The sequence below is a fragment of the Streptomyces orinoci genome (assembly GCF_003121295.1).
Classification (GTDB): domain Bacteria; phylum Actinomycetota; class Actinomycetes; order Streptomycetales; family Streptomycetaceae; genus Streptomyces; species Streptomyces orinoci.
In genome coordinates this window covers 1,390,374-1,414,872 of record NZ_PHNC01000029.1, presented here as the reverse complement: position 1 = coordinate 1,414,872, position 24,499 = coordinate 1,390,374, and the positions used below count along the sequence as shown (strand labels likewise).

Here is a 24,499-nt window from a genome sequence, read left to right as displayed (position 1 = left end):
CCCCGTACCCTTGTGCTCCGTGCAGGTACTCCATGACGCTCCCCTCGCCCCCCTGACCACCTTCCGGCTCGGCGGGCCGGCCGCCCGGCTGGTGACGGCCGTCACCGATGACGAGGTGATCGAGGCCGTAAGGGAGGCGGACGCCGCCGGAACGCCGCTGCTGATCATCGGCGGCGGCAGCAACCTGGTGATCTCGGACGAGGGCTTCGCCGGGACCGCCCTGCGCATCGCCACCACCGGCTTCCGGCTGGACGGCACCGAGCTGGAGCTGGCCGCCGGGGAGAACTGGTCCGAGGCGGTGGCCCGGACGGTGGAGGCGGGGCTGGCCGGGATCGAGTGCCTGGCCGGGATCCCCGGCTCGGCGGGAGCCACCCCCATCCAGAACGTGGGCGCCTACGGGCAGGACGTCTCGGCGACGATCAGCGAGGTCGTCGCCTACGACCGGCGCCATGGCGAGACGGTGACCATCGCCGGCGCCGAGTGCGGGTTCTCCTACCGGCACAGCCGGTTCAAGCAGGACCCCAGCCGCTATGTGGTGCTGCGGGTCCGGTTCCGGCTTCAGGACGCGGGCGGGCTGTCCGGCCCCCTCCGGTACCCCGAGGTGGCCCGGGCGCTGGGTGTCGGTACGGGCGAGCGCGCGCCCCTGGCCACCGTCCGGGAGACGGTGCTCAAGCTGCGCTCCGGCAAGGGCATGGTGCTGGACCCGGAGGACCATGACTCCTGGTCGGCCGGGTCCTTCTTCACCAACCCGGTGCTCACCGAGGCCGAGTACGCGGCTTTCCTGGCCCGGGCCGCCGAGCGGCTCGGCCCCGAGGTGGTCCCGCCCGCCTACCCGGCCGGGGACGGCCTGGTGAAGACCTCGGCCGCCTGGCTGATCGACAAGGCCGGTTTCACCAAGGGCTACGGCAGCGGCCGGGCCAGGATCTCCGGCAAGCACACCCTCGCCCTGACCAACCGCGGCGGCGCCAGCACCGAGGAGCTGCTGGCACTGGCCCGCGAGGTCAGGGACGGCGTCCGGGACGCCTTCGGGGTGACCCTGGTCAATGAGCCGGTGACGGTCGGGGTCAGCCTGTAGCCAGCCAGCGGTCCACGCCCGCGAGCAGGCGGGTCCGTACGTCCTCGGGTGCCTGTGAGGCGCGTACCGACTGACGGGCCAGTTCCGCCAGCTCCTGGTCGGTGAAGGCGTGGTGCTCGCGGGCCAGCTCGTACTGGGCCGCCAGCCGGGAGCCGAACAGCAGCGGGTCGTCGGCGCCCAGCGCTATAGGCACCCCGGCCTCGTAGAGGGTGCGCAGCGGGACGTCCGCGGGCTTCTCATAGACGCCCAGCGCCACATTGGAGGACGGGCAGACCTCACAGGCGACCTGCCGCTCGGCGAGCTTGCGCAGCAGCCGGGGGTCCTCGGCGGCCCGTACCCCGTGCCCGATACGGCCGGCGTGCAGATCGTCCAGGCAGTCGCGGACGCTGCCCGGCCCGGAGAGCTCGCCGCCGTGCGGGGCGGCCAGCAGGCCGCCGTCGCGGGCGATCTGGAAGGCCCGGTCGAAGTCCCGGGCCAGCCCGCGCCGCTCGTCATTGGAGAGCCCGAAGCCCACCACCCCGCGGTCCCGGTAGCGCACCGCCAGCCGGGCCAGGGTGCGGGCGTCCAGCGGGTGCCTCATCCGGTTCGCGGCCACCAGGACCCTTATCCCCAGACCGGTGTCGCGGGAGGCGCGTTCCACCGCGTCCAGGATGACCTCCATGGTGGGGATCAGCCCGCCCAGCCGGGGCGCGTAGGAGGTGGGGTCCACCTGGATCTCCAGCCAGCCGGAGCCGTCCCGGACATCCTCCTCGGCGGCCTCGTGGACCAGTCGCTGGATGTCCTCCGGGGAGCGCAGGCAGGAGCGGGCGATGTCATAGAGCCGCTGGAAGCGGAACCAGCCGCGTTCGTCGGTGGCCCGCAGTCTGGGCGGTTCTCCGCCGCTCAGGGCCTCGGGGAGGTGGACGCCGTACTTGTCGGCCAGTTCCAGCAGGGTCGCCGGGCGCATGGATCCGGTGAAGTGCAGGTGCAAGTGCGCCTTCGGCAGCTTCCGGATATCGCGAACCATCTGCATGGACTCTCCGTTACCGCTAGGCTCCGCTCTGTGCCGTGAGGCGCCGGGCAGGGCTTGTCCGTCATGAGGCCGTTGCTGCGGCCGAGTGAGAAGCCCCCTGTGACCAGGGGGAGGAGTCACTGCCCGATCCTGCCGTATGGATCCGGCGAAAGGCAGCCGGGTTATCCGACTCAGCGCTTGCCTGAACATGCGTGCGGCCCCCGGGAGGAAGCCGGGGGCCGCACGCATGTGGGAGCGAATGCGTCAGTCCTGCGCCTCGGCCAGCAGCTTCTGGATCCGGGAGACGCCCTCGACCAGGTCCTCGTCGCCCAGCGCGTAGGACAGCCGCAGATAGCCCGGGGTGCCGAAGGCCTCGCCCGGGACCACCGCGACCTCGGCCTCCTCCAGGATCAGCGCGGCCAGCTCCACCGAGGTGGCCGGGCGCTTGCCCCGGATGTCCTTGCCGAGCAGGCCCTTGACCGAGGGGTAGGCGTAGAAGGCGCCCTCCGGCTCCGGGCAGATCACGCCGTCGATCTCGCTCAGCATGCGCACCATGGTGCGGCGGCGGCGGTCGAAGGCGGTCTTCATCTCCTCCACGGCCGCCAGGTCGCCGGAGACGGCGGCCAGCGCGGCGGCCTGGGCGACGTTGCTCACATTGGAGGTGGCGTGCGACTGGAGGTTGGTCGCCGCCTTCACCACATCCTGCGGGCCGATGACCCAGCCCACCCGCCAGCCGGTCATGGCATAGGTCTTGGCCACTCCGTTGACCACGATGCACTTGTCCCGCAGCTCCGGCACCACCACCGGCAGCGAGTGGAACTCGGCGTCCCCGTAGACCAGGTGCTCATAGATCTCGTCGGTGAGCACCCACAGCCCGTGCTCGGCGGCCCAGCGGCCGATCTCCTCGATCTGCTCGCGGCTGTAGACGGCGCCGGTGGGGTTGGACGGCGAGACGAACAGCAGCACCTTGGTGTGCGCGGTACGGGCGGCCTCCAGCTGCTCCACCGAGACCCGGTAGCCGGTGGTCTCGTCGGCCACCACCTCCACCGGGATGCCGCCGGCCAGGCGGATGGACTCGGGGTAGGTGGTCCAGTACGGGGCCGGGACGATGACCTCGTCACCCGGGTCCAGGATGGCGGCGAAGGCCTCGTAGATGGCCTGCTTGCCGCCATTGGTGACCAGCACCTGGGAGGCGTCCACCTGGTAGCCGGAGTCGCGTGCCGTCTTGGCGGCGATCGCGGCCTTGAGCTCGGGCAGGCCGCCGGCCGGGGTGTAGCGGTGGTACTTGGGGTCGCGGCAGGCCGCCACCGCGGCCTCGACGATGTAGTCGGGCGTGGGGAAGTCCGGCTCACCGGCGCCGAAGCCGATGACCGGGCGCCCGGCGGCCTTGAGGGCCTTGGCCTTGGCGTCCACGGCGAGGGTTGCCGACTCGGAGATCGACCCGATGCGGGCGGAGACCCGGCGCTCGGTGGGGGGCTGGACGGCGGGGAACGGAGGAGTGGCATCGGTCATACGGAAATGGTCCCAGACAGGGGCGCGGGAGGGCATCCGAGTTCGTTCCGTGGACGGCCCCGGCGCAAGCTGTTCGACGGCGGGGCGCGAACCACGTACACTCATGCGTCGTTGGCCCCTTCCAGGCGGCTCCGCTCCAAGCACACCGTGCGTCCGGGCGGATGCGGTACGTTGGGGGAACCACAAAGGGTCGTAGCTCAATTGGTAGAGCACTGGTCTCCAAAACCAGCGGTTGGGGGTTCAAGTCCCTTCGGCCCTGCTACACGCATCATCACCAGGGTGCGTGCGTGCGTACGTACTGATGCACCGCCGTGCGGCTCCACCGGGCGCGGCACGGCCACGACCCGGATTCAGGTGAGGACGTAGTGACGGAAGCCCTTGGCTCCACCGCGACGCCTGAGAGCGGTCGTCCCGAGGACGAGGTGGCCGTCAAGAAGGGCCGCCGTGGCGGCAAGCGCGGCAAGAAGGGCCCGCTGGGCCGTCTCGCGCTGTTCTACCGCCAGGTTGTGGCGGAGCTCCGCAAGGTGGTCTGGCCCACTCGCAGCCAGCTTTCGACGTACACCACTGTGGTGATCGTCTTCGTTGTCATCGTCATCGGTCTGGTGACCGTGATTGACTATGGGTTCAACCAGGCCGTCAAGTACGTCTTCGGCTGACGCTGAATCCGCGCGCAAGGCGGCCTCTGTTCGGGGATTCCCCGGAGAGAGCCGTCTCTTCGCACGTTCCACCCACATTGAAGCCAGGAAGAAGCAGCCACGTGTCTGACCCGAACCTGAACGACGCCGCCGAGCCCGTCGAGGCAGCGGAGGCCGGCGTGGACGCTCCGGCTCCCTCGGAGGAGATCGGCGAGGACACCGAGACCCAGATCGTCGAGAACGCCGAAGGCGCCGATGAGCTGGACGCCGAGGAAGCCGCCGCCGGCGAGCCGGCCGAGGAGGCCGCGCTGCACATCGAGGGCGACTCCGGGGACGCCGAGGCCGCTGCCGCCGAGCCCGCCGACGAGCCCGCCGAGGCCGAGGCCGCCGAGGCGGAGACCATCGACCCGGTGGCCCAGCTCCGCGAGGAGCTGCGCGGGCTGCCCGGCGAGTGGTACGTCATCCACACCTACGCCGGTTACGAGAACCGTGTGAAGACCAACCTGGAGCAGCGCGCCGTCTCGCTGAACGTCGAGGACTACATCTTCCAGGCCGAGGTGCCGCAGGAAGAGGTCGTCCAGATCAAGAACGGCGACCGCCGCACCGTCCGCCAGAACAAGCTCCCGGGCTATGTCCTGGTGCGCATGGACCTGACGAACGAGTCCTGGGGCGTGGTCCGCAACACCCCGGGTGTCACCGGCTTCGTGGGCAACGCCTACGACCCCTACCCGCTGACCCTGGACGAGATCGTCAAGATGCTGGCCCCGGAGGCCGAGGCCAAGGCCGCCAAGGAGGCCGCCGAGGCCGAGGGCCGCCCGGCGCCCAGCCGCAAGGTCGAGGTCCAGGTGCTGGACTTCGAGGTGGGCGACTCGGTCACGGTCACCGATGGTCCGTTTGCGACCCTGCAGGCGACGATCAACGAGATCAACGCCGACTCCAAGAAGGTCAAGGGCCTGGTCGAGATCTTCGGCCGGGAGACCCCGGTCGAGCTGAGCTTCGACCAGATCCAGAAGAACTGACGCCAGTCGTCCGGGAGGCCAGACCCATCGGGGTCTGGCCTCCCGGTTTTTGGTCCGGCCACGGTACCCGCTATCGTGGTGCGGTATGCCTGTGAGCAGTGTGTCGCAGGCAGAAAACTCTCACTAGGACCCGGAGAGAGCAATGCCTCCCAAGAAGAAGAAGGTCACGGGGCTTATCAAGCTCCAGATCCAGGCCGGTGCCGCCAACCCGGCTCCGCCGGTCGGCCCCGCGCTGGGTCAGCACGGCGTCAACATCATGGAGTTCTGCAAGGCCTACAACGCCGCGACCGAGTCGCAGCGTGGCATGGTCGTGCCGGTGGAGATCACGGTCTACGAGGACCGTTCCTTCACCTTTGTCACCAAGACTCCGCCGGCCGCCAAGCTGATCCTGAAGGCCGCGGGCGTGGAGAAGGGCTCCGGCGAGCCGCACAAGACCAAGGTCGCCAAGATCACCGAGGCGCAGGTCCGCGAGATCGCCACCACCAAGATGCCCGACCTGAACGCCAACGACCTGGACGCCGCGTCCAAGATCATCGCTGGCACCGCCCGTTCCATGGGCATCACGGTCGAGGGCTGACCCTCCGCCGCCTTAGGCACCACCCGTGGAAGGGCCAGCGCTGGCCCGTACCACGACTCCATAGACACTGAGGAGTTTCAGTGAAGCGCAGCAAGACTCTTCGCAACGCGGACGCGAAGATCGACCGGGAGCGTCTGTACGCCCCGCTCGAGGCCGTCCGTCTGGCGAAGGAGACCTCCAGCACCAAGTTCGACGGCACCGTCGAGGTTGCCCTGCGTCTGGGCGTTGACCCGCGCAAGGCCGACCAGATGGTCCGCGGCACCGTGAACCTTCCGCACGGCACCGGTAAGACCGCCCGGGTCCTGGTCTTCGCGACCGGTGACCGTGCCGAGGCTGCGCGTGCCGCCGGCGCCGACATCGTCGGTGCCGACGAGCTGATCGACGAGGTCGCCAAGGGCCGTCTGGACTTCGACGCCGTTGTCGCCACCCCGGACCTGATGGGCAAGGTCGGCCGCCTGGGCCGGGTGCTCGGTCCCCGTGGTCTGATGCCGAACCCGAAGACCGGCACCGTCACCCCGGACACGGCCAAGGCCGTGACCGACATCAAGGGCGGCAAGATCGAGTTCCGCGTCGACAAGCACTCGAACCTGCACTTCATCATCGGCAAGGTCTCGTTCGACGACACCAAGCTGGTGGAGAACTACGCCGCGGCGCTGGAGGAGATCCTCCGTCTGAAGCCGTCCGCCGCCAAGGGCCGCTACGTCAAGAAGGCGACCTTCACCACCACCATGGGCCCCGGCATCCAGGTGGACCCCAACCGCACCCGCAACCTGCTGGTTGAGGACGAGACCGTCTGACCGACGCCTCGCCGAGAGTGCCTCTGACCGGGCCCCGCACCGTCATGGTGCGGGGCCCGGTCTCGTTGCGGCCCGGCGGATGCGCTACGTTCCTAGCCTGAGTCCGAAGGGATTTTCGGGCTACGAGCTTTCCAGGGGGCTGGGAAATGACGGGGAAGAGCCTTCGAAGCGTCTGTGCGCTCGCCGCGGCGGCGTTCGCCCTGACCTCGGTGACCGCCTGCGGAGGGGACAAGAGCGATAAGTCGGACAAGGGGGCCAGCAGCGCCTCCCCGGCCGACCAGGGGAAGTCACCGGTCGCCCAGGCGATCAGCGCGCTGCGCAAGGCGGCCACCGCCACCGACGGCGCCCACTCGGCCAAGGTCGAGGGCACCACCACCATGGCCGCCACCGGCACCATGAACATGAACGGCGCCCTGGACTGGGCCGACGGCGTACAGGGCGATGTCACCATCAGCGGCGGCCAGGGCGCCATGGGCGCCCTGATGAAGGGCCCCGGCGGGATGCACGCCCGCTATCTCAAGGACGCCTACTACGTGAACATAGGCGAGGCCTCCCCGCAGATGGCCGCCCAGCTGGGCGGCAAGCACTGGATCAAGTACGACTACGACTGGATGGCCAAGAAGCTGGGCCCCTCGGGCGCGTACCTCAAGGATCAGATGCAGAACAACAACCCCACCCGCTCGGTGCAGATGCTCATCGGCTCCGGGGACGTCCGGCAGGTGGGCACGGAGACGGTGCGCAACGTCAAGGCCACCCACTACTCCGGGACCATCGACGTCTCCAGGATGGCCGAAAAGCAGTCCTCGCTCGGCAAGGACCAGCTGGACCAGCTCAAGCGCCAGCTGCAGCAGTCGGGTGCCACCACCGAGCAGGTGGACGTCTGGGTTTCCGACGACAACCTGCTGGTGAAGAAGGTGGAGAAGGCCAACGGCGGCTCCGGCACCACCGAGTCCACGGTCTACTACTCGGACTACGGCACCAAGGTCTCGGCCGGCGCCCCCGACGCCTCGGACACGGTGGACGCCGCCACCCTGCCCGGCATGAGCTGACCACCCCGATTTGCCTGACCGCGGGCCGTTCACGTACCGTATCCGGGAAGCCAAAGACCGCTGGTTGTTTCCGTGTGCGTTCATGCGTGCGGAAGCCGAAGGATCCGCTAGCTGCGGACGGCCTGCGCAGGTGAATCGAGGACAAGCTCCCGGGCCATGACGGCCTGGTCGAGTCACGCCCCGTGCGCCTGCGCCGGGGCGTTTGTTTTGCCCAGCCCCTTCTGCGCGGTCCTCATCACCCGGAAGGAGGCCGAGGCTCATGGCGAAGACCGAGAAGGTCTCGGCTGTGGCGGAGATCGCGGACGAGTTCCGCAACTCCAACGCCGCAGTCGTGACCGCGTACACCGGTCTTACCGTTGCGCAGCTCAAGACGCTGCGCCGTTCGCTCGGTGACAACGCTCAGTACCGTGTGGTGAAGAACACGCTGACCAAGATCGCGGCCAATGAGGCTGGGATCGTCGCGCTGGACGAGCACCTGAGTGGCTCGACGGCCGTCGCCTTTGTGACCGGTGACCCGGTCGAGGCGGCGAAGGGTCTTCGTGACTTCGCCAAGGAGAACCCCGCTCTCGTCATCAAGGGCGGTGTCCTTGACGGCAAGGCGCTGTCCGCCGACGAGATCAAGAAGCTTGCGGACCTCGAGTCCCGCGAGGTTCTGCTCAGCAAGCTGGCCGGTGCCATGAAGGGCAAGCAGTCCCAGGCTGCCTCGCTCTTCCAGGCGCTGCCGACGAAGCTCGTCCGCACCGCGGACGCGCTGCGCGCCAAGCTCGCCGAGCAGGGCGGTGCCGAGTAATTCGGCTCGCACATTGATCGCTGCCGTTCCAGGCGGTGATCACGCGGGCCAGTACAGCCCGCCGACATGTACATCCCGGCACCAGCCGACTTAGTGGAAGGACGCCAATCATGGCGAAGCTCACCCAGGACGAGCTGCTCGAGCAGTTCGAAGGCATGACCCTCATCGAGCTCTCCGAGTTCGTGAAGGCCTTCGAGGAGAAGTTCGACGTCACCGCCGCCGCTGCCGCGCCGGTCGTCATGGCCGGTGGCGCTGCCGCCGGCGGTGCCGCCGAGGCCGTCGAGGAGAAGGACGAGTTCGACGTCATCCTCACCGGCGCCGGCGACAAGAAGATCCAGGTCATCAAGGTCGTGCGTGAGCTGACCTCCCTCGGCCTGAAGGAGGCCAAGGACCTGGTGGACGGCACCCCGAAGCCGGTCCTGGAGAAGGTCAACAAGGAGGCCGCTGACAAGGCCGCCGAGGCCCTCAAGGGCGCCGGCGCCTCCGTCGAGGTCAAGTAAGACCTCTGCGAGTCGTCAGACTCCTTCCCCGCAAGGGGAAACCAAGCCAAGGGCGATCACCCATGCGGGTGGTCGCCCTCGGGCGTTCCCGGACCGGCTGCGCGGGACTGTCGGCGGGGGCGAGTATGGTGATCATCGTTGTCCTGTCGCGGGGGTCCGCAGCGGGCGTCACGGCCGCTCCGGCGGCGGGTCGCCAGGCCCCGCGACGACGCAGCTCAAGGTCGTCCGGGGACCTGAGGGCCTTGACGAACGGCACGCAGCGCGCAATTCTCAGGACGCGGTGACTCCCGCAGAGTCGCTCGATCCACCGTCCGAGGCATGGATCGACGGCGAGGAGGGAAGTATCGTCTTGCGCTTGTCGGCGCGGGACGCACGCCGGGCCCGGCCCGGTGGACACCGCTACGGCACGGGCGCGTTGGACGGCGAGGACAACAGGATCCCGGAGGGAGAGATTGGTATCGCACCGGTCTCGGGACATCCGCTCTGGACATCAGTGGGCCAAGTGGCTACACTGACCCTTTGCGCTGCCTGTTAGCTGCTCCCTGCCCGTCACCAGGGGCATGCCCACCGCCGAGCAATGCTGATGGAAACCCGCTGACCTGGGATTTTCCAGCCGTATGCACGGGGTGGGGCCGGTACGCGCGTAGTGAGTCCGAGCCCTCGGAAGGACCCCCTCTTGGCCGCCTCGCGCAACGCCTCGACCGCCAATACGAACAACGGCGCCAGCACTGCCCCGCTGCGCATCTCTTTTGCGAAGATCAAGGAGCCCCTCGAGGTTCCGAACCTCCTTGCGCTGCAGACCGAGAGCTTCGACTGGCTGCTCGGCAATGCGGCCTGGAAGGCTCGCGTCGAGGCTGCGCTGGACCGTGGTGAGGACGTCCCCACGAAGTCCGGTCTGGAAGAGATCTTCGAGGAGATCTCTCCGATCGAGGACTTCTCCGGGTCGATGTCGCTGACTTTCCGCGATCACCGTTTCGAGCCCCCGAAGAACTCCATCGACGAGTGCAAGGAGCGCGACTTCACGTACGCGGCCCCGCTCTTCGTCACGGCCGAGTTCACCAACAACGAGACCGGTGAGATCAAGTCCCAGACGGTCTTCATGGGCGACTTCCCGCTCATGACGCCCAAGGGCACCTTCTGCATCAACGGCACCGAGCGTGTCGTGGTGTCGCAGCTGGTCCGTTCCCCCGGTGTCTACTTCGACTCCTCCATCGACAAGACGTCCGACAAGGACATCTTCACCGCCAAGATCATCCCGTCCCGGGGTGCCTGGCTGGAGATGGAGGTCGATAAGCGCGACATGGTCGGTGTCCGTATCGACCGCAAGCGCAAGCAGTCCGTCACCGTCCTGCTCAAGGCGCTCGGCTGGACCACCGAGCAGATCCTCGAGGAGTTCGGCGAGTACGAGTCCATGCGCGCCACCCTGGAGAAGGACCACACCCAGGGCCAGGACGACGCGCTGCTGGACATCTACCGCAAGCTGCGTCCGGGCGAGCCGCCGACCCGTGAGGCCGCGCAGACGCTGCTGGAGAACCTCTACTTCAACCCCAAGCGCTACGACCTGGCCAAGGTCGGCCGCTACAAGGTCAACAAGAAGCTGGGCGCGGACGCCCCGCTCGACGCCGGTGTGCTCACGATCGACGACATCATCGCGACGATCAAGTACCTGGTGAAGCTGCACGCCGGTGAGACCGAGACGGTCGGCGAGAACGGCCAGACCATCGTCGTCGAGACCGACGACATCGACCACTTCGGCAACCGTCGTCTGCGCAACGTCGGCGAGCTCATCCAGAACCAGGTCCGTACCGGCCTGGCCCGTATGGAGCGCGTCGTCCGCGAGCGGATGACCACCCAGGACGTCGAGGCGATCACGCCGCAGACCCTGATCAACATCCGGCCGGTCGTCGCCTCCATCAAGGAGTTCTTCGGCACCAGCCAGCTGTCCCAGTTCATGGACCAGACCAACCCGCTGTCGGGTCTGACCCACAAGCGCCGTCTGTCGGCGCTGGGTCCGGGCGGTCTGTCCCGTGAGCGGGCCGGCTTCGAGGTCCGTGACGTCCACCCCTCGCACTACGGCCGTATGTGCCCGATCGAGACGCCGGAAGGCCCGAACATCGGTCTGATCGGCTCGCTCGCCTCCTATGGCCGGGTCAACGCCTTCGGCTTTGTGGAGACCCCGTACCGCAAGGTCATCGACGGCCAGGTCACCGACGAGGTCAACTACCTGACCGCCGACGAGGAAGACCGCTTTGTCATCGCGCAGGCCAACGCGCCGCTGACCGATGACCTGCGGTATGCCGAGAGCCGCGTGCTGGTCCGCCGCCGCGGCGGTGAGATCGACTACGTCGCCCCCGACGAGGTCGACTACATGGACGTCTCGCCGCGCCAGATGGTGTCGGTCGCGACCGCCATGATCCCGTTCCTTGAGCACGACGACGCCAACCGCGCGCTCATGGGATCGAACATGATGCGCCAGGCCGTTCCGCTGATCAAGGCGGAGGCGCCGCTGGTCGGCACCGGCATGGAGTACCGCTGCGCGGTGGACGCCGGTGACGTCATCAAGGCCGAGAAGGACGGTGTCGTCCAGGAGGTCTCCGCCGACTACGTCACGGTGGCCAACGACGACGGCACCTACAACACCTACCGGGTCGCCAAGTTCTCCCGCTCCAACCAGGGCACCTCCTTCAACCAGAAGGTGGTTGTGGACGAGGGCGCCCGCGTGGTGGCCGGCCAGGTGCTGGCCGACGGCCCGTCCACCGACAACGGTGAGATGGCGCTCGGCAAGAACCTGCTGGTGGCGTTCATGCCGTGGGAGGGCCACAACTACGAGGACGCGATCATCCTGTCGCAGCGCCTCGTCCAGGACGACGTCCTCTCCTCGATCCACATCGAGGAGCACGAGGTGGACGCCCGGGACACCAAGCTGGGCCCCGAGGAGATCACCCGGGACATCCCCAATGTCTCCGAGGAGGTCCTGGCCGACCTCGACGAGCGCGGCATCATCCGCATCGGTGCCGAGGTCGTGGCCGGCGACATCCTGGTCGGCAAGGTCACCCCGAAGGGTGAGACCGAGCTGACCCCGGAGGAGCGCCTGCTCCGCGCGATCTTCGGTGAGAAGGCCCGTGAGGTCCGTGACACCTCGCTGAAGGTCCCGCACGGTGAGATCGGCAAGGTCATCGGCGTCCGCGTCTTCGACCGCGAAGAGGGCGACGAGCTCCCGCCGGGCGTCAACCAGCTGGTCCGCGTCTATGTGGCCCAGAAGCGCAAGATCACCGACGGTGACAAGCTCGCCGGCCGCCACGGCAACAAGGGTGTTATCTCCAAGATCCTTCCGGTCGAGGACATGCCCTTCCTGGAGGACGGCACCCCGGTTGACATCATCCTCAACCCGCTGGGTGTCCCGTCCCGAATGAACCCGGGACAGGTCCTGGAGATCCACCTCGGCTGGCTGGCCAGCCAGGGCTGGAAGGTCGAGGGCGACGAGGAGTGGATGAAGCGTCTGCAGCGCATCGGCGCCGACGACGTGGCTCCGCGCACCAATGTCGCCACCCCGGTCTTCGACGGTGCCCGCGAGGACGAGATCGCCGGTCTGTTCGAGTCCACCATCCCCAACCGCGACGGCGAGCGCATGGTGCTTCCGTCCGGCAAGGCCCGGATGTTCGACGGCCGCTCCGGCGAGCCGTTCCCGGACCCGATCTCGGTCGGGTACATGTACATCCTCAAGCTGCACCACCTGGTCGACGACAAGCTGCACGCCCGTTCGACCGGCCCGTACTCCATGATCACCCAGCAGCCGCTGGGTGGTAAGGCTCAGTTCGGTGGCCAGCGCTTCGGTGAGATGGAGGTGTGGGCGCTGGAGGCTTATGGCGCCGCGTACGCCCTCCAGGAGCTGCTGACCATCAAGTCCGACGACGTCACCGGCCGAGTGAAGGTCTACGAGGCGATCGTCAAGGGCGAGAACATCCCCGAGCCCGGCATCCCCGAGTCCTTCAAGGTGCTCATCAAGGAGATGCAGTCTCTGTGCCTCAACGTGGAGGTGCTGTCCTCGGACGGCATGTCCATCGAGATGCGCGACACCGACGAGGACGTCTTCCGCGCGGCGGAGGAGCTCGGTATCGACCTGTCCCGGCGCGAGCCGAGCAGCGTCGAAGAGGTCTGACGGGTCTGGTGGGGGGCTTCCCCCGGAAGCCCCCCACCGTCCTCGGACCCCCAGACCACTGATGTAGAGCCCATATCCCGCTTGACCGCGGGAGGGCACGAACCCTGAAAGAGGGATTGACGACAAAGTGCTCGACGTCAACTTCTTCGACGAGCTGCGGATCGGCCTGGCGACCGCGGACGACATCCGAACCTGGTCCCACGGCGAGGTCAAGAAGCCGGAGACCATCAACTACCGCACCCTGAAGCCGGAAAAGGACGGGCTCTTCTGCGAGAAGATCTTCGGCCCCACCCGGGACTGGGAGTGCTACTGCGGCAAGTACAAGCGTGTCCGCTTCAAGGGCATCATCTGTGAGCGCTGTGGCGTCGAGGTCACCCGCGCCAAGGTGCGCCGTGAGCGGATGGGCCACATCGAGCTGGCCGCCCCCGTCACCCACATCTGGTACTTCAAGGGCGTTCCGTCCCGCCTGGGCTACCTGCTGGACCTGGCCCCGAAGGACCTGGAGAAGGTCATCTACTTCGCGGCGTACATGATCACGTACGTTGACGAGGAGCGCCGCACCCGCGATCTGCCCTCGCTGGAGGCCCATGTCTCCGTCGAGCGCCAGCAGATCGAGCAGCGCCGCGACGCCGACCTGGAGGCCCGCGCCAAGAAGCTCGAGTCCGACCTGGCCGAGCTGGAGGCCGAGGGCGCCAAGGCCGATGTGCGCCGCAAGGTGCGCGAGGGTGCCGAGCGGGAGATGAAGCAGCTGCGTGACCGTGCGCAGCGCGAGATCGACCGCCTGGACGAGGTCTGGAACCGCTTCAAGAACCTCAAGGTCCAGGACCTCGAGGGCGACGAGCTGCTCTACCGCGAGCTGCGCGACCGCTTCGGCACCTACTTCTCGGGTGCGATGGGCGCCGCGGCGCTGCAGAAGCGCCTGGAGTCCTTCGACCTGGAGGAGGAGGCCGAGCGCCTCCGCGAGATCATCCGGACCGGCAAGGGCCAGAAGAAGACCCGTGCGCTCAAGCGCCTCAAGGTCGTCTCCGCCTTCCTGCAGACCCGCAACAGCCCCAGCGGCATGGTGCTGGACTGCATCCCGGTGATCCCGCCGGACCTGCGTCCGATGGTGCAGCTGGACGGTGGCCGCTTTGCGACCTCCGACCTGAACGACCTGTACCGCCGCGTCATCAACCGCAACAACCGCCTCAAGCGACTCCTTGACCTCGGTGCCCCCGAGATCATCGTGAACAACGAGAAGCGCATGCTTCAGGAGGCCGTGGACGCGCTCTTCGACAACGGCCGTCGTGGCCGCCCGGTGACGGGCCCCGGCAACCGTCCGCTGAAGTCGCTGTCCGACATGCTCAAGGGCAAGCAGGGCCGCTTCCGGCAGAACCTGCTCGGTAAGCGCGTCGACTACTCGGCCCGTTCCGTGATCGTCGTCGGCCCGCAGCTGAAGCTGCACCAGTGTGGTCTGCCCAAGGCCATGGCGCTGGAGCTCTTCAAGCCCTTTGTGATGAAGCGCCTGGTGGACCTGAACCACGCGCAGAACATCAAGTCGGCCAAGCGCATGGTCGAGCGCGGCCGCACCGTGGTGTACGACGTCCTCGAAGAGGTCATCGCCGAGCACCCGGTGCTGCTGAACCGTGCGCCCACGCTGCACCGCCTCGGCATCCAGGCCTTCGAGCCGCAGCTGGTCGAGGGCAAGGCCATCCAGATCCACCCGCTGGTCTGCACCGCGTTCAACGCGGACTTCGACGGTGACCAGATGGCCGTCCACCTGCCGCTCTCCGCGGAGGCGCAGGCCGAGGCCCGCATCCTGATGCTGTCCTCGAACAACATCCTCAAGCCGGCCGACGGCCGTCCGGTCACCATGCCGACCCAGGACATGGTGCTGGGCCTGTTCTTCCTCACCACCGATGAGGAGGAGCGCGAGGTCCGCGGCGAGGGCCGGGCCTTCGGTTCGGTCGCCGAGGCGATCATGGCGTTCGACGCCCGGGAGCTGTCGCTCCAGGCGAAGATCGACATCCGCTTCCCGATCGGCACCGTTCCCCCGCGCGGCTGGGTTCCCCCGGTCGCCGAGGAGGGCGAGCCGGAGTGGCAGCAGGGCGACAGCTTCCGCCTGCGCACCACCCTGGGCCGTGCGCTCTTCAATGAGCTGCTGCCCGAGGACTACCCCTTCGTGGACTACTCGGTGGGCAAGAAGCAGCTCTCCGAGATCGTCAACGACCTGGCCGAGCGCTACCCCAAGGTCATCGTGGCGGCGACGCTCGACAACCTGAAGGCGGCCGGCTTCTACTGGGCGACCCGTTCCGGTGTCACCGTGGCCATCTCCGACGTCGTGGTCCCCGAGGCCAAGAAGGCGATCGTCGCGGGCTACGAGGCGCAGGACGAGAAGGTCCAGAAGCAGTACGAGCGCGGTCTGATCACCAAGGACGAGCGTTCGCAGGAGCTGATCGCGCTCTGGACCAAGGCGACCAACGAGGTCGCCGAGGCGATGAACGCGAACTTCCCCAAGACCAACCCCATCTTCATGATGGTTGACTCGGGTGCCCGAGGAAACATGATGCAGATGCGGCAGATCGCCGGTATGCGTGGTCTGGTGTCGAACGCCAAGAACGAGACGATTCCGCGTCCGATCAAGGCGTCCTTCCGCGAGGGCCTCTCCGTGCTGGAGTACTTCATCTCCACCCACGGTGCCCGTAAGGGTCTGGCGGACACCGCCCTGCGTACCGCCGACTCGGGTTACCTGACCCGTCGTCTGGTGGACGTCTCCCAGGACGTGATCATCCGCGAGGAGGACTGTGGCACCGACCGCGGTCTGAAGCTGACGATCGCCTCCAAGGACGAGAACGGCGTCCTGCGCAAGGCCGAGGACGTCGAGACCAGCGTCTACGCCCGCATGCTGGCGGAGGACGTGGTCGTGGACGGCAAGGTCATCGCGCCGGCCAATGTAGACCTCGGCGATGTGCTCATCGACCAGCTGGTCGCGCACGGCGTGGAGACGGTCAAGACCCGCTCGGTCCTCACCTGTGAGTCCGCGGTCGGCACCTGTGCCTTCTGCTACGGCCGCTCGCTGGCGACCGGCAAGCTGGTGGACATCGGTGAGGCGGTCGGCATCATCGCCGCCCAGTCCATCGGTGAGCCCGGTACCCAGCTGACGATGCGTACCTTCCACACCGGTGGTGTGGCCGGTGACGACATCACCCAGGGTCTGCCCCGTGTCGTCGAGCTCTTCGAGGCCCGTACCCCGAAGGGTGTCGCCCCGATCTCCGAGGCCGCCGGCCGCGTGCGGATCGAGGAGACCGAGAAGACCAAGAAGATCGTCGTCACCCCGGACGACGGCTCCGACGAGACCTCCTACGCGATCTCCAAGCGAGCCCGTCTGCTGGTCAACGAGGGCGACCACGTCGAGGTGGGCCAGAAGCTCACCGTGGGTGCCACCAACCCGCACGATGTGCTGCGCATCCTGGGCCAGCGTGCCGTCCAGGTCCACCTGGTCGGCGAGGTCCAGAAGGTCTACAACTCGCAGGGTGTGTCGATCCACGACAAGCACATCGAGATCATCATCCGGCAGATGCTCCGCCGGGTGACGATCATCGAGTCCGGCGACGCCGAGCTGCTGCCCGGTGAGCTGGTGGAGCGCTCGCGCTTCGAGTCCGAGAACCGTCGGGTTGTGACGGAGGGCGGCCACCCGGCCTCCGGCCGTCCGCAGCTGATGGGTATCACCAAGGCCTCGCTGGCGACGGAGTCCTGGCTGTCGGCCGCCTCCTTCCAGGAGACGACCCGAGTGCTGACGGACGCGGCGATCAACGCCAAGTCCGACAGCCTCATCGGCCTCAAGGAGAACGTCATCATCGGTAAGCTCATCCCGGCCGGTACGGGTCTGTCCCGTTACCGCAACATCCGGGTGGAGCCCACCGAGGAGGCCAAGGCCGCGATGTACTCGGCCGTCGGCTACGACGACATCGACTACTCGCCCTTCGGGACGGGTTCGGGCCAGGCGGTTCCGCTGGAGGACTACGACTACGGTCCGTACAACCAGTAATCGCTGCAACGCACGAACGCAGGGCGGTCACCCTTCACGGGGTGGCCGCCCTGCGGCGTTCGGTCTGTAGACGGCCCCTGTCGGACGGGCCTCGGGGTGCGGGCCGGCCGGTGGCATTCCGCCGGGCCGGCCGGCCCGGGTGACTCACTTGACGAGGACGCTGGAGCCGAAGGCCAGGGTGCTGATACCGGGCTGGATGATCTGCTGCACATCCCCGGAGCAGTTCAGGTCGGAGAAGACGTAGACCGTCGCGTCGGTCTGGTTGACGATCAGCGTGGCCAGAGTGCCGGTTGAGTAGCACCCGCTGGGGTTCTGGTGCCCGACGCCGTTGATGACGAGGTTTCCGGTGGCGGCGTAGGCGGAGCCCGGGAGGGCCAAGGCGAGCGTCCCGGCGGCGGCAAGGGCTCCAAGGGCGGTGGCGAAGCGTCGCATGGCTGCAACTCCAAGATGTCAGGGGCCACTTCACTGGAGCGGCCCACCCGGGTTCGACCGTATTGCCGTCATTCGCCGGCAGTCACCGGAGCGTGGAAGTACCTGGAGTGGCGGTGGAGTTACCACAGGAGAGGGGGTGTGAGGGCGGTCGTGCAGGGTCCGTGGGGAGGCGGGGAGGGGTGCGGCGATGCCCCCTCGCGGCGTGGAGGGTGTGGACGGTTCCGGCGCGACGTCCGCGCGACTGTGCCGCGCAATCCATCCGGTGTGCAGGGCCGGTTCACCGGCACCGGTATCCATGCAGCCAGTCCAGCGCGTCGTACAGCTCCTCCGTGCCCAGCCGGCACAGCAGCGTCTGCCGGACCACGGCCGCCTCGCCCGCCGGGAGGCACAGCGTCTCGACCATCCACCGTGCCGCCTGCTGTACCCGCCGCACCCGCTCGCGGCGTACCGCGGTGAACCGGGCGAAGGCCATGGCGGGGTCGGCGCCCTGCCCCAGCAGCGTGCCCGGTTCCACCGCGTCCTCCAGCGCCTGGCAGGCGCCCTGGGCCGCGTAGGGCTGTATGGGGTGGGCGGCGTCACCGATGAGCACCACCCGGCCGTCCGCCCAGCGGCAGTGCGGCCGGGCCGGCGCCGGACAGTCCGTCCATCAGCCGCAGCCCGTCGATATGGACGGCCCCGGCCCGCCGATGCCGCCACCGGCGATCAGGAAATGCGGCATGGGGGAGGAGGTTAGCGGCCGGGCGGCAATGGCGTCAGGGGGATGGTGAGAAGGATGTTGCCGGGCTTGTGGAACCAGATGTGGCGGCCGCGCGGGGTGATGGTCAGTCCGAAGCGGTGGCAGGGGGGTTCGCCCTGCCGGGTCCACCAGCGGTAGGCGGCCTCCGCCTCGTCCCAGAGGCGGCGGGGGCCGCCCTGCCAGGTGAGGGTGGGCAGGCCGTCGTCGCGGAAGAGTGCGCAGGCCCAGGAGTCGCCGGCGGGCTCGGTCAGCCAGAGCGGGCGTACGCCATAGCGCTTGACGGCGAGTTGCCGATGGCAGTCGCGGAGTCGCAGGCCGAGGACCAGCTCGACGGCGGGTCGGCAGAACTCCTGCTCGGTGAGGGGAGTTGAGGCATTCTCGCCCTGGTCGAGGGGGCGGTGGTGGGTGTGGAACGCGATGGTGGGGTGGTCCGTCGCGGGCGGTTCCGCGAACCTGCCCTCGGGGTGGATGGTGAAGGTACGGCCGCTGTAGGGCGAGGTCCAAGTCCTCATGGCCGGGCCTCCGTACGCAGTCCGGCCGCCGCGCGCTCCTCGGTGGTTGCCGGGCGCAGGGCGTGTGGGGGTGCCTCCCATTCGAGACCGCCGCGGGGTGGGCGGATATGGACGGTGTGCGGCTCCGTCGCCATGACCTGGCCGAGAGTGGCGGTGCGGGTGTCCACGACATAGGTGCCGGTGGGGTAGGGCATGGGTGCGGTGGTCTTTCGGGTTCGCATGGGCACCCAGGGTGGGGGTTCCCGGCTACGCTCGGGAGGGGGCCACGTACGGCAACGGCCCTTGCCGGATGGGGAGTTACGTTATGGCCAACGCTGGCGGTGTGGCGCGGAGCCGGATCGGCTGGGGGTTCTTCGGGGCGGAGCTGAAGCGGCGCCGGGAGGAGGCGGGGTTCACCCAGCGGGCGCTGGGGGAGCGGGTGTTCTGTTCAGGGGCGTACATCGGGCAGATCGAGGCGGGGGTGCGGCGGCCGCAACTGGAACTCGCGAAGCGGATTGATATCGAGCTGGGGACAGGTGGGTTCTTTGCCCGCGTCTGCGAGGAGCTGATCAATAGTTCGCCGGACGCCGACTGGTTCGCCGAGGTGTCCTCGCTGGAAGGCATGGCAGTCGCCATCCAGAGCTACTCGCCAACGGTCGTGCCGGGGTTGCTCCAGACGCCGGACTACGCGCGGGCCGTCTTCGTGGCCGGGTGCCGATTCGCCATGGATGAGGAGATCGAGTCCTGGGTGGCTGCGCGCTTGGCGCGTCAGTGCATCCTGGATGACCCAACTCGGCCCATGTTGTGGTCGGTCCTCGACGAGGGTGTGATTCGGCGGCCAGTAGGCGGGCGGGCCGTGATGCGGGAACAGCTCTTGCACCTGACTGAGTTGATGCGCAGGCGGCGTCTGGTGTTGCAGGTGCTGCCCTATGCGGCGGGCGCTTCGGCATTGGACGCCATGCTCAAGCTGATGAGCTTCGAGGATGCCCCGCCCCTTGCCTATTCGGAAGGCGTGATGAGCGGCAGCCTGCTGGATGATCCGGCCCAGGTCGCTCGTTGCCGACTGGCATACGATCTTGTGAGGGCCGCCGCACTGTCGCCGGAAGCCTCCGTGGCCCTCATCGAATCGGTGGCAGAGGAGTATGCAGGTGAAGATCGAGCCTGACCTGGGTCTTGCCGTATGGCGGAAGAGCACTCATAGCGGATCCGGCAATGGGGCTGGGCAGCCGGACTGTCTTGAAGCCGCCGACAACATACCCGGTGTTGTCCCCGTCCGGGACTCCAAGAACCCGCACCGCACCGCCCTCGCGTTCGGCCCGGAACCGTGGGCGTTCTTCGTCCGTGCCGTGAGCATGGGCTCGCTGAAGCCATAGGCATTGAGTGCCGGGCGCGGTCCGTCCGTGGCTGGTCGCGCAGTTCCCCGCGCCCCTTGCGGGGCGGGGGCAGCCCGAGAGGGCCGAAGTGGCCGATAACACACCCTGTGTTGCCCTCGCCCCTACGGCGCGCCCCGCAGCTCCGCCAGTCGTAGCTCCAGGTTCCGGTACGCATCGGTCAATCTGTGGTTGGGCTCGACCTCGACCCGGCCGGCGTCCAGGGCGTGCAACTGCTCCTCGACGGCCTCCAGTTGGGCCGCCAGCGGCAAGCCGACGAGTTCGGTGCGCGCGGCGGTCAGGGCCGCGTGGGCGCGCTCGCGTACGGGGGCCAGCCTGGCCCGTATCTCCAGGAGCTTGTCGCGGAGGCCGAGGAGGTTCTCCGCCGCACCGCTGACCGAGTCCATCAGCGAGGCCGCGCCCTCGGCGCGAATGGCGAAAGTCTCTATCGCCTCCCGGACCGCTTCCGGGGCGACCCCCTCCGGGTCGCGCCAGGCGGCCACCGCCCGGTCGAACGATGCCCGGGCCGCGGGCCAGTGGTCCAGGGTCGGCTGGACCGTCGCCAGCCGCGCCCGCACCGTGTCGGCCGGTAGCCCGTCCCCTTGGCCCAGCAGGCTCTTCACCTGCTCCAGCGCGTCCGCGAGACGCGCGTACGCATGGTCCAGCAGCCGATGGTTCTCCACAGCCCGTTCGATCGTCTCGCGCAGGACCTCTCCGGCCTCCGCCGACCACTGGCCCCTGGCACGCCGCCACCCCCACATGGCGTCACTCCGCTCTCTCGGCGTTCACCCCACAGATCATCAGCATGCGCCATGGCCGGCAAGCCATCTCATCCCGTACCGCGGCGACGCGGGCTCATGAGTGCTCCGGATGGCCGCCCCGTGCGGGTGACTCCGCTCAATGCGGCGCTGACGCCCGCCACGGGGTGCCACAACGCCCCCGTCATGCGACCCTGATCTGGGACATACGCCGCACATCAGGGTGTCCTCCGCGTGTGCATTTGTTTTGACCGCAGCCCATGCGCTAGGTACGCTCTGACCTTGTGCCTGGGGTGTCCCCGGGCTCTTGTGCGTGCCTTCAGACCGTGCGGGAGACCCGGATCCGAGGGGTACGCAATCGCTCGGAGACACCGAAATCCGCACCCAATCGCCCTTCGGCGGGGGTCTGCGGGTTTCGACACACCCGACCGCGTGGGTCGGCGTGCGGTTCCAGGTTAGTTTTATCGTGATCGGCACACAGAAACCGGAGAAACGGTGCCTACGATCCAGCAGCTGGTCCGGAAGGGCCGGCAGGACAAGGTCGAGAAGAACAAGACGCCCGCACTCGAGGGTTCGCCCCAGCGCCGCGGCGTCTGCACCCGCGTGTTCACGACCACCCCGAAGAAGCCGAACTCGGCGCTCCGCAAGGTCGCGCGTGTGCGTCTGACCTCCGGCATCGAGGTCACCGCTTACATTCCGGGTGAGGGCCACAACCTGCAGGAGCACTCCATCGTGCTCGTGCGTGGCGGTCGTGTGAAGGACCTGCCGGGCGTTCGCTACAAGATCATCCGTGGCTCGCTCGACACCCAGGGCGTCAAGAACCGCAAGCAGGCTCGCAGCCGCTACGGCGCCAAGAAGGAGAAGTAAGAATGCCTCGTAAGGGCCCCGCCCCGAAGCGCCCGGTCATCATCGACCCGGTCTACGGTTCTCCTCTTGTCACCTCGCTGATCAACAAGATCCTGCTGCACGGCAAGCGCTCCACCGCCGAGCGCATTGTGTACGGCGCCATGGAGGGTCTGCGCGAGAAGACCGGCAACGACCCGGTCATCACGCTGAAGCGCGCGCTTGAGAACGTCAAGCCCGCCCTTGAGGTCAAGTCCCGCCGCGTCGGTGGCGCCACCTACCAGGTGCCGGTCGAGGTCCGCCCGGGCCGCGCCTCCACCCTGGCGCTGCGCTGGCTGGTCGGCTACTCCCGCGCCCGTCGCGAGAAGACCATGACCGAGCGCCTCATGAACGAGCTGCTGGACGCTTCGAACGGTCTCGGCGCCTCGGTCAAGAAGCGTGAGGACACGCACAAGATGGCCGAGTCCAACAAGGCCTTCGCGCACTACCGCTGGTAGTCGCTACCCCCATCGAGAACCGAGAGAAGACTGAGCCATATGGCCACCACTTCGCTTGACCTGGCCAAGGTCCGCAACATCGGGATCATGGCCCACATCGACGCGGGCAAGACGACCACCACCGAGCGGATCCTGTTCTACACCGGTGTCTCTTACAAGATCGGTGAGGTCCACGACGGCGCTGCCACGATGGACTGGATGGAGCAGGAGCAGGAGCGCGGCATCACCATCACGTCTGCCGCGACGACCTGCCACTGGCCGCTCGAGAACGTCGATCACACGATCAACATCATCGACACCCCGGGCCACGTCGACTTCACCGTCGAGGTGGAGCGTTCGCTGCGCGTGCTCGACGGTGCCGTGACGGTGTTCGACGGTGTGGCCGGTGTCGAGCCGCAGTCCGAGACGGTGTGGCGTCAGGCCGACCGTTACGGCGTGCCGCGCATCTGCTTCGTCAACAAGCTGGACCGCACCGGCGCCGAGTTCCACCGCTGTGTCGACATGATCGTTGACCGTCTGGGTGCTCAGCCGCTGGTCATGCAGCTGCCGATCGGTGCCGAGGCCAACTTCCAGGGCGTGGTTGACCTCGTCCGGATGAAGGCTCTGGTCTGGTCCGCCGAGGCCGCCAAGGGCGAGATGTACGACGTTGTCGACATCCCGGCCACCCACACCGAGGCTGCCGAGGAGTGGCGCGGCAAGCTGGTCGAGGCCGTCGCCGAGAACGACGAAGAGATCATGGAGCTCTTCCTGGAGGGCCAGGAGCCCACCGAGGAGCAGCTCTACGCCGCGATCCGCCGCATCACCATCGAGTCGGGCCGTAGCACCGAGGGCACCACGGTGACCCCGGTGTTCTGTGGCACCGCGTTCAAGAACAAGGGTGTTCAGCCCCTGCTCGACGCGGTTGTGCGCTACCTGCCCTCGCCGCTGGACGTCGAGGCCATCGAGGGCCACGCCGTCAACAACCCGGACGAGGTCGTCAAGCGCAAGCCCTCCGACGAGGAGCCGCTGTCGGCGCTGGCGTTCAAGATCATGAGCGACCCGCACCTCGGCAAGCTCACCTTCGTCCGCGTGTACTCCGGCCGCCTGGAGTCGGGTTCTCAGGTGCAGAACTCGGTCAAGGGCAAGAAGGAGCGCATCGGCAAGATCTACCGTATGCACGCCAACAAGCGTGAGGAGATCGAGTCGGTGGGCGCCGGTGACATCGTCGCCGTCATGGGCCTGAAGCAGACCACCACCGGTGAGACGCTGTGTGACGCGGCCAACCAGGTCATCCTGGAGTCGATGGAGTTCCCCGCTCCGGTCATCCAGGTCGCCATCGAGCCCAAGTCCAAGGGCGACCAGGAGAAGCTGGGTGTCGCCATCCAGCGCCTGGCCGAGGAGGACCCGTCCTTCCAGGTCCACACGGACGAGGAGACCGGCCAGACCATCATCGCGGGTATGGGCGAGCTGCACCTCGAGGTGCTGGTCGACCGTATGAAGCGTGAGTTCCGGGTCGAGGCCAACGTCGGCAAGCCGCAGGTCGCGTACCGCGAGACCATCCGCAAGGCGGTCGAGCGGGTCGACTACACGCACAAGAAGCAGACTGGTGGTTCCGGCCAGTTCGCCAAGGTGCAGATCGCGATCGAGCCCCTCGAGGGCGACGGTTACGAGTTCGAGAACAAGGTCACCGGTGGCCGTATCCCGCGGGAGTACATCCCGTCCGTGGACGCGGGCTGCCAGGAGGCCATGGAGTTCGGCGTGCTGGCCGGCTACCCGCTGACCGGCGTCAAGGTGACGCTGCTCGACGGTGCCTTCCACGACGTGGACTCCTCCGAGCTCGCCTTCAAGATCGCCGGTTCCATGGCGTTCAAGGAGGGTGCCCGCAAGGCGTCGCCGGCTCTGCTGGAGCCGATGATGGCCGTCGAGGTCACCACCCCCGAGGACTACATGGGCGACGTGATCGGCGACATCAACTCCCGCCGTGGCCAGATCCAGGCCATGGAGGACCGGTCCGGCGCCAAGGTCGTCAAGGGCCTGGTGCCGCTGTCGGAGATGTTCGGCTACGTCGGAGACCTCCGCAGCAAGACCTCGGGTCGCGCAAGCTACTCGATGCAGTTCGACTCCTACGCCGAGGTTCCGCGGAACGTCGCCGAGGAGATCATCGCGAAGGCCAAGGGCGAGTAATTCGACTCCCGTCTCCGATGACGGGACCGACGCTTTAGGCTTGACACCGGCTGTCGGGGCATACCGCCATATTTTGGT

21 protein-coding genes, 1 tRNA gene and 1 pseudogene are annotated in these 24,499 nt (G+C 67.9%); 16 read left to right on the top strand and 7 right to left on the bottom strand.

The genetic code is table 11. The features are described from left to right. The first annotated feature begins 19 nt into the window (after nt 1-19). Nucleotides 20-1,075: a UDP-N-acetylmuramate dehydrogenase gene (locus CV755_RS21250; RefSeq protein ID WP_109281758.1), complete on the top strand. Its 1,056-nt coding sequence runs from the start codon at nt 20-22 to the stop codon at nt 1,073-1,075. On the opposite strand, the gene CV755_RS21245 is transcribed toward CV755_RS21250, so the two are convergent. Further along, nucleotides 1,065-2,087, bottom strand: coding sequence for an adenosine deaminase (locus tag CV755_RS21245; RefSeq protein WP_109281757.1), 1,023 nt, complete (start codon nt 2,085-2,087; stop codon nt 1,065-1,067). The two genes, CV755_RS21250 and CV755_RS21245, sit on opposite strands and share 11 nt — an antisense overlap. A 243-nt stretch (nt 2,088-2,330) precedes the next feature. Continuing rightward, a complete protein-coding gene (locus CV755_RS21240; RefSeq protein WP_109282018.1) occupies nt 2,331-3,578 on the bottom strand; it encodes a pyridoxal phosphate-dependent aminotransferase in 1,248 nt (415 codons plus the stop codon). Between the two features lie 186 nt (nt 3,579-3,764). On the opposite strand from CV755_RS21240, the gene CV755_RS21235 reads away from it, so the two are divergent. The 10 genes from CV755_RS21235 to CV755_RS21185 all read left to right on the top strand — a co-directional run bounded on the left by CV755_RS21235 (nt 3,765) and on the right by CV755_RS21185 (nt 17,131). After that, nucleotides 3,765-3,837: transfer RNA gene (locus tag CV755_RS21235), tRNA-Trp, on the top strand. Between the two features lie 106 nt (nt 3,838-3,943). Next, nucleotides 3,944-4,234 (top strand): preprotein translocase subunit SecE, encoded by a 291-nt coding sequence (gene secE / locus CV755_RS21230; RefSeq protein ID WP_109281756.1) that lies wholly within the window; start codon nt 3,944-3,946, stop codon nt 4,232-4,234. Nucleotides 4,235-4,335: 101 nt separating this feature from the next. Further along, nucleotides 4,336-5,232 carry a transcription termination/antitermination protein NusG gene (gene nusG / locus CV755_RS21225; protein ID WP_109281755.1) on the top strand — a complete coding sequence of 299 codons (897 nt, stop codon included), beginning with the start codon at nt 4,336-4,338 and terminating at the stop codon, nt 5,230-5,232. Between the two features lie 142 nt (nt 5,233-5,374). Further along, complete coding sequence (rplK, locus tag CV755_RS21220; protein WP_016571043.1) at nt 5,375-5,809, top strand: 50S ribosomal protein L11; 435 nt, start codon at nt 5,375-5,377, stop codon at nt 5,807-5,809. 80 nt (nt 5,810-5,889) lie between these two features. Next, nucleotides 5,890-6,606 (top strand): 50S ribosomal protein L1, encoded by a 717-nt coding sequence (gene rplA, locus CV755_RS21215; protein ID WP_109281754.1) that lies wholly within the window; start codon nt 5,890-5,892, stop codon nt 6,604-6,606. Between the two features lie 146 nt (nt 6,607-6,752). Continuing rightward, a complete protein-coding gene (locus CV755_RS21210; protein WP_109281753.1) occupies nt 6,753-7,655 on the top strand; it encodes an SCO4651 family lipoprotein in 903 nt (300 codons plus the stop codon). Nucleotides 7,656-7,914: 259 nt separating this feature from the next. Continuing rightward, a complete protein-coding gene (gene rplJ / locus CV755_RS21205; RefSeq protein WP_109281752.1) occupies nt 7,915-8,445 on the top strand; it encodes a 50S ribosomal protein L10 in 531 nt (176 codons plus the stop codon). Between the two features lie 110 nt (nt 8,446-8,555). Then, nucleotides 8,556-8,945, top strand: a complete 390-nt coding sequence (gene rplL / locus CV755_RS21200; RefSeq protein WP_109281751.1) for a 50S ribosomal protein L7/L12 — start codon at nt 8,556-8,558, stop codon at nt 8,943-8,945. A gap of 676 nt (nt 8,946-9,621) precedes the next feature. Next, nucleotides 9,622-13,104 (top strand): DNA-directed RNA polymerase subunit beta, encoded by a 3,483-nt coding sequence (gene rpoB / locus CV755_RS21190; RefSeq protein WP_109281750.1) that lies wholly within the window; start codon nt 9,622-9,624, stop codon nt 13,102-13,104. A 127-nt stretch (nt 13,105-13,231) separates the two neighbouring features. Beyond that, nucleotides 13,232-17,131 carry a DNA-directed RNA polymerase subunit beta' gene (locus CV755_RS21185; protein ID WP_109281749.1) on the top strand — a complete coding sequence of 1,300 codons (3,900 nt, stop codon included), beginning with the start codon at nt 13,232-13,234 and terminating at the stop codon, nt 17,129-17,131. Nucleotides 17,132-17,275: 144 nt separating this feature from the next. Here the strand turns inward: CV755_RS21185 and CV755_RS21180 are convergent, their stop codons facing one another. From CV755_RS21180 to CV755_RS21165, 4 genes and pseudogenes are all read right to left on the bottom strand, one after another. Next, entirely contained in the window at nt 17,276-17,563 is a 288-nt protein-coding gene (locus CV755_RS21180) for a hypothetical protein (RefSeq protein WP_109281748.1), read from the bottom strand. A 277-nt stretch (nt 17,564-17,840) separates the two neighbouring features. Then, nucleotides 17,841-18,161: pseudogene (locus tag CV755_RS21175) on the bottom strand (FAD-dependent monooxygenase); the annotation flags it as partial. A gap of 131 nt (nt 18,162-18,292) precedes the next feature. Next, a complete protein-coding gene (locus tag CV755_RS21170) occupies nt 18,293-18,811 on the bottom strand; it encodes a methyltransferase domain-containing protein (RefSeq protein ID WP_109281746.1) in 519 nt (172 codons plus the stop codon). After that, a complete protein-coding gene (locus CV755_RS21165; protein WP_241561320.1) occupies nt 18,808-19,032 on the bottom strand; it encodes a hypothetical protein in 225 nt (74 codons plus the stop codon). The genes CV755_RS21170 and CV755_RS21165 overlap by 4 nt, the downstream gene beginning before the upstream one ends. A gap of 83 nt (nt 19,033-19,115) precedes the next feature. Between CV755_RS21165 and CV755_RS21160 the strand changes: the two genes are divergently transcribed. Both CV755_RS21160 and CV755_RS21155 read left to right on the top strand, forming a co-directional pair. Beyond that, nucleotides 19,116-19,955: a helix-turn-helix domain-containing protein gene (locus CV755_RS21160; protein ID WP_109282015.1), complete on the top strand. Its 840-nt coding sequence runs from the start codon at nt 19,116-19,118 to the stop codon at nt 19,953-19,955. Further along, nucleotides 19,933-20,163: a DUF397 domain-containing protein gene (locus CV755_RS21155; protein WP_109281745.1), complete on the top strand. Its 231-nt coding sequence runs from the start codon at nt 19,933-19,935 to the stop codon at nt 20,161-20,163. The genes CV755_RS21160 and CV755_RS21155 overlap by 23 nt, the downstream gene beginning before the upstream one ends. A gap of 122 nt (nt 20,164-20,285) precedes the next feature. On the opposite strand, the gene CV755_RS21150 is transcribed toward CV755_RS21155, so the two are convergent. Continuing rightward, nucleotides 20,286-20,921 carry a hypothetical protein gene (locus CV755_RS21150; RefSeq protein ID WP_109281744.1) on the bottom strand — a complete coding sequence of 212 codons (636 nt, stop codon included), beginning with the start codon at nt 20,919-20,921 and terminating at the stop codon, nt 20,286-20,288. 492 nt (nt 20,922-21,413) lie between these two features. Here CV755_RS21150 and rpsL point away from each other — a divergent pair, with 492 nt between their 5' ends. The 3 genes from rpsL to fusA are packed head-to-tail and all read left to right on the top strand — an operon-like array spanning nt 21,414 to nt 24,421. Beyond that, nucleotides 21,414-21,785 carry a 30S ribosomal protein S12 gene (gene rpsL / locus CV755_RS21145; protein WP_003948652.1) on the top strand — a complete coding sequence of 124 codons (372 nt, stop codon included), beginning with the start codon at nt 21,414-21,416 and terminating at the stop codon, nt 21,783-21,785. A gap of 2 nt (nt 21,786-21,787) precedes the next feature. Next, nucleotides 21,788-22,258: a 30S ribosomal protein S7 gene (gene rpsG, locus CV755_RS21140; RefSeq protein WP_004950419.1), complete on the top strand. Its 471-nt coding sequence runs from the start codon at nt 21,788-21,790 to the stop codon at nt 22,256-22,258. A 39-nt stretch (nt 22,259-22,297) separates the two neighbouring features. After that, nucleotides 22,298-24,421: an elongation factor G gene (gene fusA / locus CV755_RS21135; RefSeq protein ID WP_109281743.1), complete on the top strand. Its 2,124-nt coding sequence runs from the start codon at nt 22,298-22,300 to the stop codon at nt 24,419-24,421. Nucleotides 24,422-24,499 lie beyond the last annotated feature (78 nt).

Bases quoted from the DNA above. Each gene is read 5' to 3' on its own strand.
- rplL (WP_109281751.1), top strand. From the start codon at position 8,556: ATGGCGAAGCTCACCCAGGACGAGCTGCTCGAGCAGTTCGAAGGCATG.
- CV755_RS21160 (WP_109282015.1), top strand. From the start codon at position 19,116: ATGGCCAACGCTGGCGGTGTGGCGCGGAGCCGGATCGGCTGGGGGTTC.
- CV755_RS21245 (WP_109281757.1), bottom strand. From the start codon at position 2,087: ATGCAGATGGTTCGCGATATCCGGAAGCTGCCGAAGGCGCACTTGCAC.
- rplK (WP_016571043.1), top strand. From the start codon at position 5,375: ATGCCTCCCAAGAAGAAGAAGGTCACGGGGCTTATCAAGCTCCAGATC.
- CV755_RS21210 (WP_109281753.1), top strand. From the start codon at position 6,753: ATGACGGGGAAGAGCCTTCGAAGCGTCTGTGCGCTCGCCGCGGCGGCG.
- CV755_RS21165 (WP_241561320.1), bottom strand. From the start codon at position 19,032: ATGCGAACCCGAAAGACCACCGCACCCATGCCCTACCCCACCGGCACC.
- CV755_RS21240 (WP_109282018.1), bottom strand. From the start codon at position 3,578: ATGACCGATGCCACTCCTCCGTTCCCCGCCGTCCAGCCCCCCACCGAG.
- CV755_RS21150 (WP_109281744.1), bottom strand. From the start codon at position 20,921: ATGTGGGGGTGGCGGCGTGCCAGGGGCCAGTGGTCGGCGGAGGCCGGA.
- CV755_RS21170 (WP_109281746.1), bottom strand. From the start codon at position 18,811: ATGAGGACTTGGACCTCGCCCTACAGCGGCCGTACCTTCACCATCCAC.
- CV755_RS21155 (WP_109281745.1), top strand. From the start codon at position 19,933: ATGCAGGTGAAGATCGAGCCTGACCTGGGTCTTGCCGTATGGCGGAAG.
- fusA (WP_109281743.1), top strand. From the start codon at position 22,298: ATGGCCACCACTTCGCTTGACCTGGCCAAGGTCCGCAACATCGGGATC.
- CV755_RS21180 (WP_109281748.1), bottom strand. From the start codon at position 17,563: ATGCGACGCTTCGCCACCGCCCTTGGAGCCCTTGCCGCCGCCGGGACG.
- rplJ (WP_109281752.1), top strand. From the start codon at position 7,915: ATGGCGAAGACCGAGAAGGTCTCGGCTGTGGCGGAGATCGCGGACGAG.
- rpsG (WP_004950419.1), top strand. From the start codon at position 21,788: ATGCCTCGTAAGGGCCCCGCCCCGAAGCGCCCGGTCATCATCGACCCG.